The sequence below is a fragment of the Sphingorhabdus sp. EL138 genome (assembly GCF_945882965.1).
Lineage (GTDB): Bacteria > Pseudomonadota > Alphaproteobacteria > Sphingomonadales > Sphingomonadaceae > Sphingorhabdus_B.
The window spans coordinates 39637-53113 of the sequence record NZ_CAMCWY010000006.1 but is presented as its reverse complement, the minus strand read 5'-3'; the positions used below and the strand labels follow the sequence as shown (position 1 = coordinate 53113).

Genomic DNA, 13477 nt, shown 5'->3' with positions numbered 1-13477 from the left:
CTGTCTACGATTTTCGCAGTTCAGTGCACCAATGCCAAAACAGGACCCAGTGGCGCAAGCTCTGCATTTTCGATACCGTCAATATTACGCACTTGGGCAAGCAAAGATGCCTCGAACTGGAAGCGGCGACCAAGCACGATATGCACCCAGCGTCCATCGGCAGCGCGGGTTTTGACCACCAACTCGCTTCGACCACCATCCAAGGGTGTGACAAGTTGCGCAAGCTGCGCCATGGCTGCTTCATGTGTCACATCCAACTGCATTTTCAGACGCGAAACGCTGGTCAGGCCGCTGAGCGGCTTTACGCTTTTCACCGTAAAGCTTGGCGCTTCGTCGCCGGGCCGCATATCCATTTCGCAATTGAGCAAAAGGCACTCCGCCTCTTTTGTCCACTCGGCAAGTTGTACGCCGAGCGCATCGTCAAAACAGCGTACCGAAAACTGGCCGCTATTGTCCGAAAAATCCGCAATCATGAAACGCTTTCCCTTGCGTGATTCGCGCCAGCGGACGCCTTCGATCAATGCCGACATCGTGGCGGCGCGGCGGACACCCTCCGGTATTGGTCCGCTATCGAGCCAAACCGCATAAGGTTTTGCGCCGTGGCTAATGGCCAGCGCTTCATATTGCGAACAAGGATGCGCCGAGAAATAAAACCCAAACGCGTCCTTTTCTTGGTTCATGTGTTCGCTGGGTGCCCAATGCAGACTGCTGTCGATCCGCAACGCTGCCATGTCGGACCCGCCCTCACCAAACAGGCCGCCCTGCCCGCTTTCGCGCGAATCGCGCGCCGATTGCGCTGCCGCCAAAATCGTTTCTGCCGCAGCATGTACCGCGCCACGGTTTGGGTCCAAGGCATCAAAAGCCCCAGCCGCAGCGAGATTTTCAAGACTTCGGCGGTTGATTTGACTTGGATCAACTCGGTTCGCAAAATCATCAAGGCTTTTGAACAGTCCTGCCGTCGCGCGTTCAGTGACCAATATCTCCATCGCCCGTTCGCCAACATTTTTGATGCCGCCCAACGCATAACGCACGGCATGCTCCCCATGGGCATCGGTCTCAACGGTAAATTCGGCCTCGCTCCGGTTGATGTCCGGCTGCAAACACGTCACATCAAGCCTGCGCATATCGTCTATGAAGGTCGCAAGCTTGTCGGTTTGATGCATGTCGAAACACATGGACGCGGCATAAAATTCTTCGGGATGATGGGTTTTTAGCCAAGCCGTTTGGTACGCCAAAACAGCATAAGCGGCGGCATGGCTTTTGTTAAAACCATAGCCTGCAAATTTGTCGATCAAGTCGAAAAGCTCATTCGCCCGGTGCGCAGAGATCGCATGCGTTGCGCAGCCAGTGACAAAGCGTTCGCGCTGAGCATCCATTTCGGCCTGAATCTTCTTACCCATTGCGCGGCGAAGCAAATCGGCTTCCCCAAGGCTGTAGCCTGCCAGAATTTGCGCGGCTTGCATAACTTGTTCTTGGTAAACGAATATTCCGTAAGTCTCGTTCAAGACGGACTCTAGCAAGGGGTGCGGATATTCAATGCTCTCCTCCCCATTTTTGCGCCGGCCAAACATCGGGATATTGTCCATTGGACCGGGACGATAGAGCGACACGAGCGCGATGATGTCACCGAAATTGGTTGGCTTCACCGCCGCAAGTGTGCGTCGCATGCCTTCGGATTCCAATTGGAAAACGCCAACGGTATCGCCACGTTGCAGCAATTCATAGACCGCCGGGTCATCATGGGGCAATAGGTCGAGATTGATCTCTACGCCCCGTTTGGCGAGCATCTGGCTACCCTTTTGCAAGACTGACAGCGTCTTCAATCCTAAAAAGTCGAATTTAACTAGGCCAGCACTCTCGACATATTTCATGTCGAATTGCGTGACGGGCATGTCCGAACGCGGATCGCGGTATAAGGGCGCCAATTCCGATAATTCACGGTCGCCAATCACAACACCGGCAGCATGGGTCGAACTGTGGCGCGGCAGGCCTTCCAGCTTCATCGCCAGGTCAAACAGGCGTTTCACCTGCGCATCACTCCGATATTCTTCGCGCAACTCAGCCACGCCCGACAAAGCGCGTTTTAAGTCCCATGGGTCAGCGGGCAGATTGGGGACTTGCTTACACAGCCGATCAACTTGACCATAGCTCATCTGCAACACGCGCCCTGTGTCGCGCAGGACCGCGCGCGCCTTAAGCTTTCCAAAAGTGATGATTTGCGCAACTTGGCGCGCGCCGTATTTTTTCTGCACATAACGAATGACTTCGCCACGGCGGGTTTCGCAAAAGTCGATATCGAAGTCCGGCATCGACACACGGTCGGGGTTTAGGAAACGTTCGAACAAAAGGCCGAGCTTGATAGGGTCAAGATCGGTAATTGTCAGCGCCCAAGCGACCAGCGAACCCGCACCCGATCCACGGCCCGGCCCAACGGCAATGTCCTGTTCCTTTGCCCATTTAATGAAATCGGCAACGATCAGAAAGTAGCCCGGAAAACCCATGGCGCAGATGACATCGGCTTCAAACTTCAACCGGTCAAAATAGACTATCCGCTCCGCAGGGTCAGTTATACCCGCTATCTCAAGTCGCTTTTCAAGCCCAAGCCGCCCATCTTCGCGTAACTGCCCGTCTTCGGCGGTTCGGTCACCGGCAAGGCTTGGCAATATCGGGCTTCGATATGGCGCAAGGGCGGCGCAACGCTGCGCAATAACGAGCGTATTGGCCAGCGCCTCAGGCACATCGGCAAACAGTTCCCGCATTTGCTTGCCCGTTTTAATCCATGTGTCGCGGCTACTTCTACGGCGATCCTCGCTTTCGATATAGACGCCGTCCGAGATGCACAGCATGGCGTCATGCGCGTCAAAGAAATCGGGTTCCGCAAAAAAGGCGGGATTGGTGGCGACCAAGGGAATATCGCGCGCATAAGCAAGGTCCATGAGCGCGTCTTCTGCTGCGTCTTCAACCGCGTCGTTGCGCCTGCTGAGTTCGATATACAAACGGTCGGAAAATAGCGCCTGAAGACGCGTCAGGTAGCCGGAAGCGGCGTCATGCTGCCCTGCGCTTAACAATCGGGCCATCGCGCCCTCTGCGCCCCCTGTAAGCGCAATCAAGCCGTCCTTATGGACCGAAAGCTGTTCCATCGTGACATGCGCGTCAAGGTCTTCGGGGCGATCAAGATGCGCCATCGAAACCAATCGACATAGATTGATATAACCGCTTTCATCCTGAGCAAATACTGGCAGCCAGTCGCGGATGAATTTTCCGTCAGACGTCGGCCGCCTTACCCCGAGCAACGCGCCAATGATCGGTTGCACGCCATAAGATTTTGCGCCGTCCTGAAACGTCATAACGCCATAAAGGCCATTGCGATCACAAATCGCGATTGCGGGAAAACCAAGTTTCTTCGCAGTTTCTCCAATGGCCTTAGGCTCAATCGCGCCTTCCAACATGGTGTATGCGGAATACACGCGCAAGGGGACGAAGGGTACATAAGCCATGCCCTATTGTTAGAACACGCGCCTGATTCGACAAAGTCTGTTTTCGGCTAAGCTGTGGACAATCAGGCTGCCCCGGCGAGCAATTTTTCGATGTCTTTTGCTAGCGCCTCTGGTTTGACCTGCGGGCTATGGCGGGCGACGACATTCCCCTTGCGATCAACAAGGAATTTGGTGAAGTTCCATTTGATACCGCGTGAACCCAACAGGCCAGCCTGCTGCTGCTTCAGATAATGCCACAGCGGGTCTTCATCGGTTCCGTTGACATCGATTTTCGCCGCCAATGGAAAGGACACATCATAAGTCAGCGAACAAAAATTCTGGATTTCTTGTGCGTCGCCAGGCTCCTGCGCGCCGAACTGGTTACACGGGAAAGCAAGTATTTCGAGACCTTGGTCCTTATATCGGCGATAGAGCGCTTCTAGGCCCTTATACTGGGGCGTGAAACCGCATTTGGAGGCGGTGTTCACCACCAGCAACACCTTGCCCTGATGCGTGCCCATGGCCTCGACTCCGCCGCCGGGCATCTTTACCGTAAAATCATATACTGACATCAACTATCCCCTTTCTGCGTTCAATTTACCATCATGCAGACGCACGACCCTGTCCATCTTGGCTGCCAACCGTTCGTTATGTGTGGCAACGATGGCTGATGATCCTTCTTCGCGGACCAGCGCCATAAATTCACCAAGCACGATATTGGCCGTATGCTCGTCCAAATTACCGGTTGGTTCATCGGCCAACACCAGCTTTGGCCGGTTCGCCAATGCCCGCGCCACCGCAACACGTTGTTGCTCGCCACCCGACAGCTTTGACGGCCGATGGTAAAGGCGTTCGGCCAGCCCCAACTGCGTCAACAAATAGGTCGCGCGATCATGCGCAACATCGGGCGCGGCATCCGCAATCAACTGCGGCAAAATCACGTTTTCCAATGCGTCAAAATCCGGGAGCAAATGGTGAAACTGATATACAAAGCCCAGTTTTTGTCGGCGTATCTCTGTCTGGCGGTCAACACTCGCCGCGCTCACTTCTTCACCATCCAATTTGATGGATCCAGAAAATCCGCCTTCCAATAAGCCCACAGCCTGAAGCATGGTCGATTTGCCGGATCCCGATGGGCCAAGCAACGCCACCAGCTCGCCTTTCCCAACAACAAGATCGACACCGCGCAAGACTTCGATGGTGACATCGCCTTGCACAAATTTGCGGCGAACATCGATGAGTTCTAAGATATTATTCATAACGCAGCACCTGAACTGGGTCCGTACTTGCCGCCTTTAGCGCCGGGTACAAGGTTGCAAGGAAGCTGAACAGCAACGCCAGCCCGCAAATCGCCAGCACTTCAAACGGGTCAGTGCGCGACGGCAGCTCGGTCAGGAACCGGATCGATGGGTCCCACAAATTTTGTCCAGTGACAAATTGAATGAAGTTCACGACCGATTGCCGGAAATAAAGGAATATCGCGCCCAATATCATGCCCAATACAATTCCGGATGCACCAATCAGCAAGCCGACCGTCATGAAAATCTTCAGCAGCGATTTTCGCGACGCGCCCATGGTGCGCAATATGGCAATGTCGCGGGTTTTGGCGCGCACCAGCATGATGAGTGACGACAAGATGTTGAACACCGCAACCAACACGATGATCGACAGCACGACAAACATCGCGACACGCTCGACCGCCAAAGCCTCAAACAAGGACGCATTCATGCTTTTCCAATCGACAATCTGCCCCTTATTCTCAAGCTTAGGCAATAAGGGCATGAGTATCTCGTTCACTTTGTCCGGGTTTTCGGTCTTAATCTCGATCATGCCGATTTCATCACCCATCAACATCAGTATTTGGGCGCGCTCGATGGGCATGATAACAAACGCCTTATCATAATCATACACGCCGACCTCAAAGATCGCGGCTACCTCATAGGATATCTCACGCGGTACGGTGCCAAATGGCGTGGTGCGACCGGCTGGATTGATAATCGTGACATTCTGCCCGACCTGAACCCCAAGATTTTGGGCAAGCCGCGAACCAATCGCAACCTTGTCTTCATTGACGTTTAGCCGGCGTAAATCGCCAGCGACAGTCTTTCCGTTCAACGTGTCGTTTTTCAGGATATCATTCACGGACATGCCGCGCGCCAAAATCGCCTCAACCCGGCCATTGAAGGTCGTCAGCAAAGGTTGCTCTATCAACGGCGTTGCTTCGGTAACGCCGTCGGTCTGCTTCACGTCGTTAAGGATTTGATGCCAATCTTGCAAGCGACCGCCATAGCCCTGAATGACGGCATGGCCATTGAGGCCAACGATCTTATCAAATAATTCGGCCCGAAAACCGTTCATGACGCTCATGACAATAATCAACGCCGCAACACCCAAGGCAACCGCAACCAGGCTGATGCTGGCGACTAAAAAGATAAAGCCCTCGCCCTTACCCGGAAGCAGATAGCGGCGTGCGACCATGCGTTCATATCGCGACAATATCATGTGCGGCCATTCATCCATAATTTCGGCATAGACTGTTCTTAGGTTCCGTCATGACGACTGGCAAGTATTGTTGCAGCAGCGCAACAGCATTGAAGAAAAGCGTTAGGCAGAGTGTGGTTCCATTTGCAAAGCACATAGCAAAGGCAGATGAAGTCATAGAATTCGTCGAAAGTCCAATATGGCCGATGGTTCAGGGAGAAAAATCAGACCCGCCGGTGGGGACCGGTAGAGGACTGAAGCTAAGCGCTAGCAAAGCCGCAGAGCAAGGCCGTTCGGAAAATCCGGGCGGCCTTTTTTTGCTGTGGTCAATGTTGCGGACGATGTTTTGCCATGATTTTTTGGCCTTGCAATTTTTTGGACACAACCCATCTTCCACAGCGGAGGCCGCAGGGCTCCAAAACGAGAATGCTGGCCGCTGCAATAGCGGGGTTAGCGAAGAACCAAATTGCTTGAAGGAGAATTTGTAATGACGCGTTTTGATTTTACACCCTATCGCCGCAGCACCGTTGGCTTTGACCGCCTTTTCGAGCTGCTCGAAACCACGGGCCGTGCCGCGCAAAATGAGAATTACCCACCGTTCAATATTGAACGCACGGGTGAGAATGACTATAAAATCACCGTCGCCGTTGCCGGATTTAAGATCGATGAGATCGACATAATTGCGCAGCAGAATTTGTTGATTGTGACTGGCAGCAAGCAGAGCGAAAGCAACGATAATCGGGATTTTCTGCATATGGGCATTGCAACCCGGAACTTTGAACGCCGGTTTCAATTGGCCGATCACATTCATGTGATCGATGCCGACATGGCCGACGGTCTTTTGATTATCACCCTATTACGTGAAGTGCCCGAAGCGTTGAAACCCCGCAAAATTGCGATTGGCGCAAAAACAACGCCAACGGTCATTGAACATGATGACGCGCCCAAGAAAAAGGGGCCGCGCGCCGCTTAAGCGTTTGGGGCGGGACGTAGAAACGGACCGCCCCAAATTCGCCTTTTACCAATTATACTAAGCGGCTCTGTTTCAATGCAGCCTTCACAAAGCTGGCGAACAAGGGATGCGGCGCAAATGGGCGTGATTTCAATTCCGGGTGGAACTGCACGCCGATAAACCATGGATGGTCGGGACGCTCGACAATCTCAGGCAGTTCGCCATCGGGTGACATGCCGCTAAACACCAAACCGCCCTGCTCCAGAGCGTCCTTATAATGGACGTTCACTTCGTAACGGTGCCGATGCCGTTCGGATATTTCCTGCGTGCCGTAAATCGACGCAACATGGCTATTGCCATCCAGCACGGCATCATAAGCGCCAAGCCGCATCGTGCCGCCCATATCGCCACCCGTTTCGCGCTTTTGAATACCCTCTTGGCTCATCCATTCGGTGATGATGCCAACGATGGGTTCTTTTGTGGGACCAAATTCCGTGCTGGATGCGCCCGACAGCCCTGCGGTGTTCCGTGCGCCCTCGATACACGCCATTTGCATCCCGAGGCAGATACCGAAAAATGGCACCTGACGTTCACGCGCGAATTTAACTGCCGCAATTTTCCCTTCGGAGCCGCGCTCCCCAAATCCGCCCGGGACCAAAATGGCGTTCATGGGCTCAAGCGCCGTAGCAATTTCATCTTCGGATTGCTCGAACAATTCGGCGTCAATCCATTTGATGTTGACCTTCACCCGGTTGGAGAGGCCGCCATGCGTTAAAGCTTCGTTGAGAGACTTATACGCGTCAGCAAGGCCAACATATTTGCCGACAACGCCGATGGTCACTTCGCCTTCGGGGTTGGATTGCCGGTCGATGATATCGTCCCAACGGCTTAGATCAGGCTCGCCTTCCGATTCAAGGCCAAATGCCCGAAGCACTTCATTATCAAGTCCTTCGATATGATATTGCAGGGGCACAGCATAAATGCTTTTGGCGTCAAGTGCAGGAATAACCGCCTCTTTGCGCACGTTACAAAATGCCGCAATCTTGGCACGCTCTGCCTCTGGCAGCGGATGTTCGCAGCGGCACAGCAACACATCGGGCTGAATACCTAAGGATGTCAATTCCCGCACGCTATGCTGTGTCGGCTTTGTTTTAAGCTCACCTGCTGCGGCAATATACGGCACTAATGTCACATGCACGGACAAGGTGCGTTCGCGGCCCAGCTCATTGCGCAACTGGCGAATAGCCTCAATAAACGGAAGCGATTCGATATCGCCAACGGTGCCGCCGATTTCGCACAACACGAAATCCATATCCTGTGTCTCGGCCTTCGCGAATTCTTTAATGGCGTCGGTAACGTGCGGGATGACCTGCACAGTTGCGCCAAGATAATCACCGCGGCGTTCTTTTTGGATAATCGTCTGATAAATCCGGCCCGAAGTGATGTTGTCCGACTGACGCGCCGAAACGCCGGTGAAGCGTTCATAATGACCAAGGTCGAGATCGGTCTCCGCCCCGTCATCCGTCACATAGACTTCGCCATGTTGATATGGCGACATCGTGCCTGGATCGACATTCAGATAAGGGTCGAACTTCCGGATGCGGACGCGATACCCGCGCGCCTGCAATAGGGCAGCAAGCGATGCCGCCATAAGACCTTTGCCAAGCGAGGAGACCACGCCACCGGTGATAAAAATGAACCGTGTCATGGGAGGAAAGGTTTAAGCTACCTTTGCACCAAAACACAAGCGCGCGAATCCGGCAGATGAAAATTAACCTGTGTAAAACGGTTTTTTCGACCGAAACGATTATTTGTCGAGCGGAACTTCGGTAGCAGGCGCAGGGACGGCAGGCGTCGCAGAAACCGGCGCATTCGTGACTGGCGCGGTTGGCGCTGCCGGCACTTCGGTCCGTTGCAAGCTACTGTCGATTTCTCCGCTTTTGCCCTCTTTCGCAGCGACAAAGGCCAAGGATATCGACAGCAGGACGAACAAGGTCGCCAATATCGTGGTTGTGCGCGTCAAAAAATCTGCTGCGCCACGGGCTGACATCAGGCCCGATGGGCTTCCCCCCATGCCCAAGCCGCCGCCTTCGGAACGCTGCATCAAGATAATGCCAACGAGCGATGCCGCAATAATGCCCTGAACGACGATGAGAAAATGAAAAACACCCATAAGAGAAATTCCGAATATAAAAAGCAGTGTGCTAATGATTACTGCGCCCACATAGCGAGCGCATCCCTATTCTTCAATGCTATTTGCCGATGGCTTGGGCTGCGGCCAATATCGGTTGGAATTGGGCTGCGGTCAGGCTTGCCCCGCCAATCAATCCACCGTCGACATTTGGCAATGCCAAAAGTACCGCAGCATTGTCGCCGTTCATGGAACCACCATATAGAATACGGATCTTCTGACCTTCCGCGCCAAAGCGCTCCACCAAAGCACGGCGAATGGCGGCATGCATCTCTGTAACATCGGCTGGTTCGGCCACCCGGCCCGTTCCAATGGCCCATACAGGTTCATACGCAACGCAAAGCCATCCGCCTGCTGCGGCGTCAGGTAACGACTGCGTAACTTGGGCTAGGACGATTTCTAACGCCTTGCCAGCTTCGCGTTCCTCAAGCGTTTCGCCGACGCACAATATGGCTTTCAAGCCAGCAGCGTTGGCAGCCTCGGCCTTGGCGCGGATATCACTGTCCTGTTCCTGCTGCGCGGCGCGACGTTCGCTATGGCCAATGATGGTCAGCACAGAGCCTGCATCCGATAACATCTCGCCAGAAACGCAGCCGGTATGCGCCCCTGAAGCTTGCATGTGGCAATCCTGGCCGCCAATTGGAAACGCGCCAACGGCGGTGACGGCACGTTCGATAAGCGTGGCCGGAATACATAAAGCCGAATCCACATTATTATGAAGCTGCGCCAAGGCACCAATTGCTACTATTTCGCCGAGATCATTGGACGTGCCGTTCATTTTCCAATTCCCGACGATATACTTACGCATCTGACACCTCAAAGCTTCATGGGCCCCGAATCTTTTTTTGTGCTATCCATGCTTTCCGCCATTTGGGCAAGTCTATCCCTTGATTGCCAGCGGCTTGCCGCCTAAAGCGTCACGCAAAGGGCATTTAGCGCCGTATATGCAGGAAATAGCAGTTCATGATTAGCTCCATCCGTTCGCTCATTAATTCAAAATTCGGCGCGATTTTCGCGCTTATATTCATTGGATTAATCGCCATTGCCTTTGCGCTTGGCGATATGAGCGGTTCAAGCAATTTTGGTGCACTAAGCGGCGGTAACGTAGCCCGCGTAGGCGACAAGAACATCACCTTAAGTGAGCTGAATGACTCCCTTGAAAACCAGTTGAGGACGGAGCGCCAGAACAATCCAACGCTTGATATGGCCCAATTTGTCGATGGCGGCGGTCTCGATTCCACGCTTGCACAGCTGATTAATCGCTACGCAATCACGGTTTTTGGTGAAAAATACGGCGTGGCGGTTAGCAAACGTCTGGTAGATTCCGAAATACGCAAGATTCCGGGTGCCATGGGATTAGACGGAAAATTCAGCGCCGACGCGTTTCGCGCCTTTGCAAAGCAAATTGGCATCAGTGAAAAGGCAATCCGCGACGATTTGACTCAAAATCTGTTCGCACAGCAGATACTACCCGTAGCCGCCAACGGCCCCGCCGCGCCGGACGGCATGACTTTACCCTATGCGTCGTTGATACTGGAACAACGTGCCGGACAGATTGCGTCCATCCCGGCCACTGCATTTTTGCCAACACGCGCGCCAAGCGAGGCTGTGTTGGCCAAGTTCTACAGTGCCAACGCCGTAAAGTTCACCATCCCTGAAAAACGGGCTATTAGCTACGCGATATTTGGACCCGACATCATTGCGCAACGCGCCAAGCCGAGCGAAGCAGACATTGCCGCTTTTTATAAAGCAAATGCTGCGCAGTTTGCGGCATCACAAACGCGGAATATCAGCCAAGTCATCGTCCCAACGGAGGCGGCTGCAAAATCCGTACTGGCGCAAGTTTCTATCGGTAAATCGCTATCGGCAGTTGCCAATGAACTGGGACTATCGGTAACGACAACGGCAAATGCCACTAAAGACAGCCTGACGCGCTCCACAACGGCCGCAGTGGCCAACGCGGCATTCGCCGCGGCATCTGGCAGCGTTGCGACCCCTGCGCGTGGTAAGTTGGGCTGGACTGTTATCCGCGTCGATGCAATCAATAATATTGCGGCAAAGTCTCTGGCCGCCGCGCGCGCCGACATTGAGAAGGAGCTGCTGAAAACGCGCAGCGAAGAAATGCTGACCGAGATGACAGCAGAGATCGAAGACGCGTTTGCGGACGGCGCAACGATTTCCGATGTCGCAAAGCAAAACGGTTTAACCATCAATACCTCGCCAAAGTTACTTGCGACCGGGCAGGACATCAGCAATCCATCCTATAAGCCAATCCCGGAAATGCAGGCCATGTTGCCTGCGGCATTCCAGATGGAAACCAATGGCGCGGCGCAATTGATTGAGTTGGTCCCCGGCCAGAAATTCGCCATGGTTAGCGTTGCCGATTTTGAAGAAGCTGCGCCGCCGCCATTGAATGACGTACGCAGCATCGTGCAGCAACAATGGGCGTTGTCGGAAGGCGCAAAGGGCGCACGCGCTGCTGCGGATGCTTTGCGCAAGGCCTTAGACGCTGGGCAACCGCTTCAAACGGCGCTTGTCGCCGCAGCTATTAAGGGTGCACAAGTTGAGAGGCTCAGCGGCACCCGCGCGGACATATCACTCGAAGGTCAACCTGTGCCCCCACCATTGTCGATGATGTTCGCAATGAAAAAGGGCACGGCAAAAATCCTCGCGGCAGTTGGGGATCGCGGTTGGTTTGTTGTGCAACTTAATAACATTAAAAAGGGCGACGCGCGCGGCGATGCACCCATGCTTATGGCGCGCAAACAAGAACTGTCGGGCATATTGCAGCAAGAATATGCAGCGCAGATGATCGTATCTGCCGCAAAAAATGCCGGTACTGAAAAGAATGAAGGCGGAATCGAAGAACTCCGCACCCGCCTGACAAACCGTGACGGAAACTAAGCCGCAGCTCATCTGGCGAAAGCGTATTGCTGACACCGAAACACCGGTGTCGGCTGCGCTAAAATTGTTCGAGGCAGAACGCGGCGATTTCATTTTGGAGTCGGTTGAGGGCGGCGAAACGCGGGGTCGTCATAGCCTTATTGGCATCGCACCTGACCTTGTATTCCGCGCCGCGGGGAACAAGGCAGAGATTAACAGCCAATGGATGACCGATCGGGAGGCGTTTGTGCCCTCCTTGCTGCCGTCGCTTGATGCCTTACGCGACTTGGCCGCGCAATGTCGCATGGATGTCCCTGAAGAATTGCCACCTGCCCTTGCCTGTCTTGTCGGCTATTTTGGCTATGAGACCATTGGTCTTGTCGAGAAGCTGCCGCGCGCACCGCAATCGGCGTTGGAAATACCGGACATGCTGTTTGTGCGGCCAACGGTCATTCTGTTGTTTGACCGTTTGAAGGACGAAATGTTTCTGGTATCGCCTGTCTGGTCAGGCATAAAGGACGCGCAAGCCGTTGCCCTGGCCCATGAACGTTTGGATGAGGCGGAACGGCTGCTTGATGCCGGACATCTCGCCAAAGCGGAACCGACGGCACAGAGCGATGGGCAAGAGCTAAAGCTGCAGACGGTCTTGCCCTCTGGACGCTATGCCGAAATGGTAGCTTCTGCCAAAGAGTTTATAGAGGCGGGCGACATTTTTCAGGTCGTATTGGCGCAGCGGTTCACCGCGCCGTTTGTTTTACCGCCCGTCCATCTCTATCGCGCATTGCGGCGGATCAACCCTTCCCCGTTTCTGTATTTTATCGACCTGCCGGGTTTTGCACTTATCGGGTCAAGCCCGGAAATTTTGGTGCGCGCGCGCGGCGGGGAAGTTACGATCCGGCCAATTGCTGGAACACGGCCGCGCGGTAAAAGCAGCCTTGAAGATGCGGAAAACAAGGCCTCCTTGCTGGCCGATCCCAAGGAGCGCGCAGAACATCTCATGCTTCTCGACCTTGGGCGCAACGATGTTGGTCGCGTGACAAAGGGCGGAAGCGTGACCGTTACCGACAGTTATATGGTCGAATTTTACAGCCATGTGATGCACATTGTGTCGAACGTGGTGGGCGAACTTGCCGATGATAAGGACGCGATTGATGCCTTATTCGCTGGCTTTCCAGCAGGCACAGTTTCGGGTGCACCCAAGGTCCGGGCATGCGAAATCATCGCGGAACTGGAGCCGGAAACCCGAGGTGCCTATGCAGGCGGTGTCGGCTATTTCTCACCCAATGGCGACATGGACAGCTGTATTGTCCTGCGCACGGCGGTGTTGAAAGACGGCATCATGCATGTGCAGGCGGGCGCTGGCATCGTTGCCGACAGCAACCCCGAATATGAACAACGCGAATGTGAGGCAAAGGCAGGCGCCCTGATCGCCGCTGCGCGCGAGGCTATTCGTGTGGCGGGTGAAGCGAAATTTGGGCAATAGTGCCTCTTCCA

10 protein-coding genes are annotated in these 13477 nt (G+C 54.2%); 3 read left to right on the top strand and 7 right to left on the bottom strand.

Annotation, left to right across the window (positions count from 1 at the left end):
- Positions 1–20: 20 nt before the first annotated feature.
- The 4 genes from dnaE to Q0N43_RS04025 form a co-directional block, all read right to left on the bottom strand.
- A complete protein-coding gene (gene dnaE, locus Q0N43_RS04040; protein ID WP_295442884.1) occupies positions 21–3497 on the bottom strand; it encodes a DNA polymerase III subunit alpha in 3477 nt (1158 codons plus the stop codon).
- Positions 3498–3559: 62 nt separating this feature from the next.
- Entirely contained in the window at positions 3560–4048 is a 489-nt protein-coding gene (locus tag Q0N43_RS04035) for a glutathione peroxidase (protein ID WP_295442881.1), read from the bottom strand.
- A 3-nt stretch (positions 4049–4051) separates the two neighbouring features.
- Entirely contained in the window at positions 4052–4735 is a 684-nt protein-coding gene (locus Q0N43_RS04030) for an ABC transporter ATP-binding protein (protein ID WP_295442878.1), read from the bottom strand.
- Complete coding sequence (locus Q0N43_RS04025) at positions 4728–5978, bottom strand: lipoprotein-releasing ABC transporter permease subunit (RefSeq protein WP_295443025.1); 1251 nt, start codon at positions 5976–5978, stop codon at positions 4728–4730. Before Q0N43_RS04025 ends, Q0N43_RS04030 begins: the two co-directional genes overlap by 8 nt.
- A gap of 466 nt (positions 5979–6444) precedes the next feature.
- On the opposite strand from Q0N43_RS04025, the gene Q0N43_RS04020 reads away from it, so the two are divergent.
- Positions 6445–6930, top strand: a complete 486-nt coding sequence (locus Q0N43_RS04020; RefSeq protein WP_295442875.1) for an Hsp20 family protein — start codon at positions 6445–6447, stop codon at positions 6928–6930.
- Positions 6931–6982: 52 nt separating this feature from the next.
- Here Q0N43_RS04020 and Q0N43_RS04015 read toward each other — a convergent pair whose 3' ends face one another.
- The 3 genes from Q0N43_RS04015 to tpiA all read right to left on the bottom strand — a co-directional run bounded on the left by Q0N43_RS04015 (position 6983) and on the right by tpiA (position 9908).
- A complete protein-coding gene (locus Q0N43_RS04015; RefSeq protein ID WP_295442873.1) occupies positions 6983–8617 on the bottom strand; it encodes a CTP synthase in 1635 nt (544 codons plus the stop codon).
- A 99-nt stretch (positions 8618–8716) separates the two neighbouring features.
- Positions 8717–9082, bottom strand: coding sequence for a preprotein translocase subunit SecG (secG, locus tag Q0N43_RS04010; protein ID WP_295442870.1), 366 nt, complete (start codon positions 9080–9082; stop codon positions 8717–8719).
- A gap of 79 nt (positions 9083–9161) precedes the next feature.
- Positions 9162–9908 (bottom strand): triose-phosphate isomerase, encoded by a 747-nt coding sequence (tpiA, locus tag Q0N43_RS04005; RefSeq protein ID WP_295442867.1) that lies wholly within the window; start codon positions 9906–9908, stop codon positions 9162–9164.
- A gap of 155 nt (positions 9909–10063) precedes the next feature.
- Here tpiA and Q0N43_RS04000 point away from each other — a divergent pair, with 155 nt between their 5' ends.
- Both Q0N43_RS04000 and Q0N43_RS03995 read left to right on the top strand, forming a co-directional pair.
- Complete coding sequence (locus tag Q0N43_RS04000; RefSeq protein WP_295442865.1) at positions 10064–12004, top strand: peptidylprolyl isomerase; 1941 nt, start codon at positions 10064–10066, stop codon at positions 12002–12004.
- A complete protein-coding gene (locus tag Q0N43_RS03995) occupies positions 11991–13466 on the top strand; it encodes a chorismate-binding protein (RefSeq protein ID WP_295442862.1) in 1476 nt (491 codons plus the stop codon). Before Q0N43_RS04000 ends, Q0N43_RS03995 begins: the two co-directional genes overlap by 14 nt.
- Positions 13467–13477 lie beyond the last annotated feature (11 nt).

Coding starts and splice junctions, on each gene's coding strand:
- Q0N43_RS04000 (WP_295442865.1), top strand. CDS start 10,064: ATGATTAGCTCCATCCGTTCGCTCATTAATTCAAAATTCGGCGCGATT.
- Q0N43_RS04030 (WP_295442878.1), bottom strand. CDS start 4,735: ATGAATAATATCTTAGAACTCATCGATGTTCGCCGCAAATTTGTGCAA.
- dnaE (WP_295442884.1), bottom strand. CDS start 3,497: ATGGCTTATGTACCCTTCGTCCCCTTGCGCGTGTATTCCGCATACACC.
- tpiA (WP_295442867.1), bottom strand. CDS start 9,908: ATGCGTAAGTATATCGTCGGGAATTGGAAAATGAACGGCACGTCCAAT.
- Q0N43_RS04025 (WP_295443025.1), bottom strand. CDS start 5,978: ATGATATTGTCGCGATATGAACGCATGGTCGCACGCCGCTATCTGCTT.
- Q0N43_RS04015 (WP_295442873.1), bottom strand. CDS start 8,617: ATGACACGGTTCATTTTTATCACCGGTGGCGTGGTCTCCTCGCTTGGC.
- Q0N43_RS04020 (WP_295442875.1), top strand. CDS start 6,445: ATGACGCGTTTTGATTTTACACCCTATCGCCGCAGCACCGTTGGCTTT.
- Q0N43_RS04035 (WP_295442881.1), bottom strand. CDS start 4,048: ATGTCAGTATATGATTTTACGGTAAAGATGCCCGGCGGCGGAGTCGAG.
- secG (WP_295442870.1), bottom strand. CDS start 9,082: ATGGGTGTTTTTCATTTTCTCATCGTCGTTCAGGGCATTATTGCGGCA.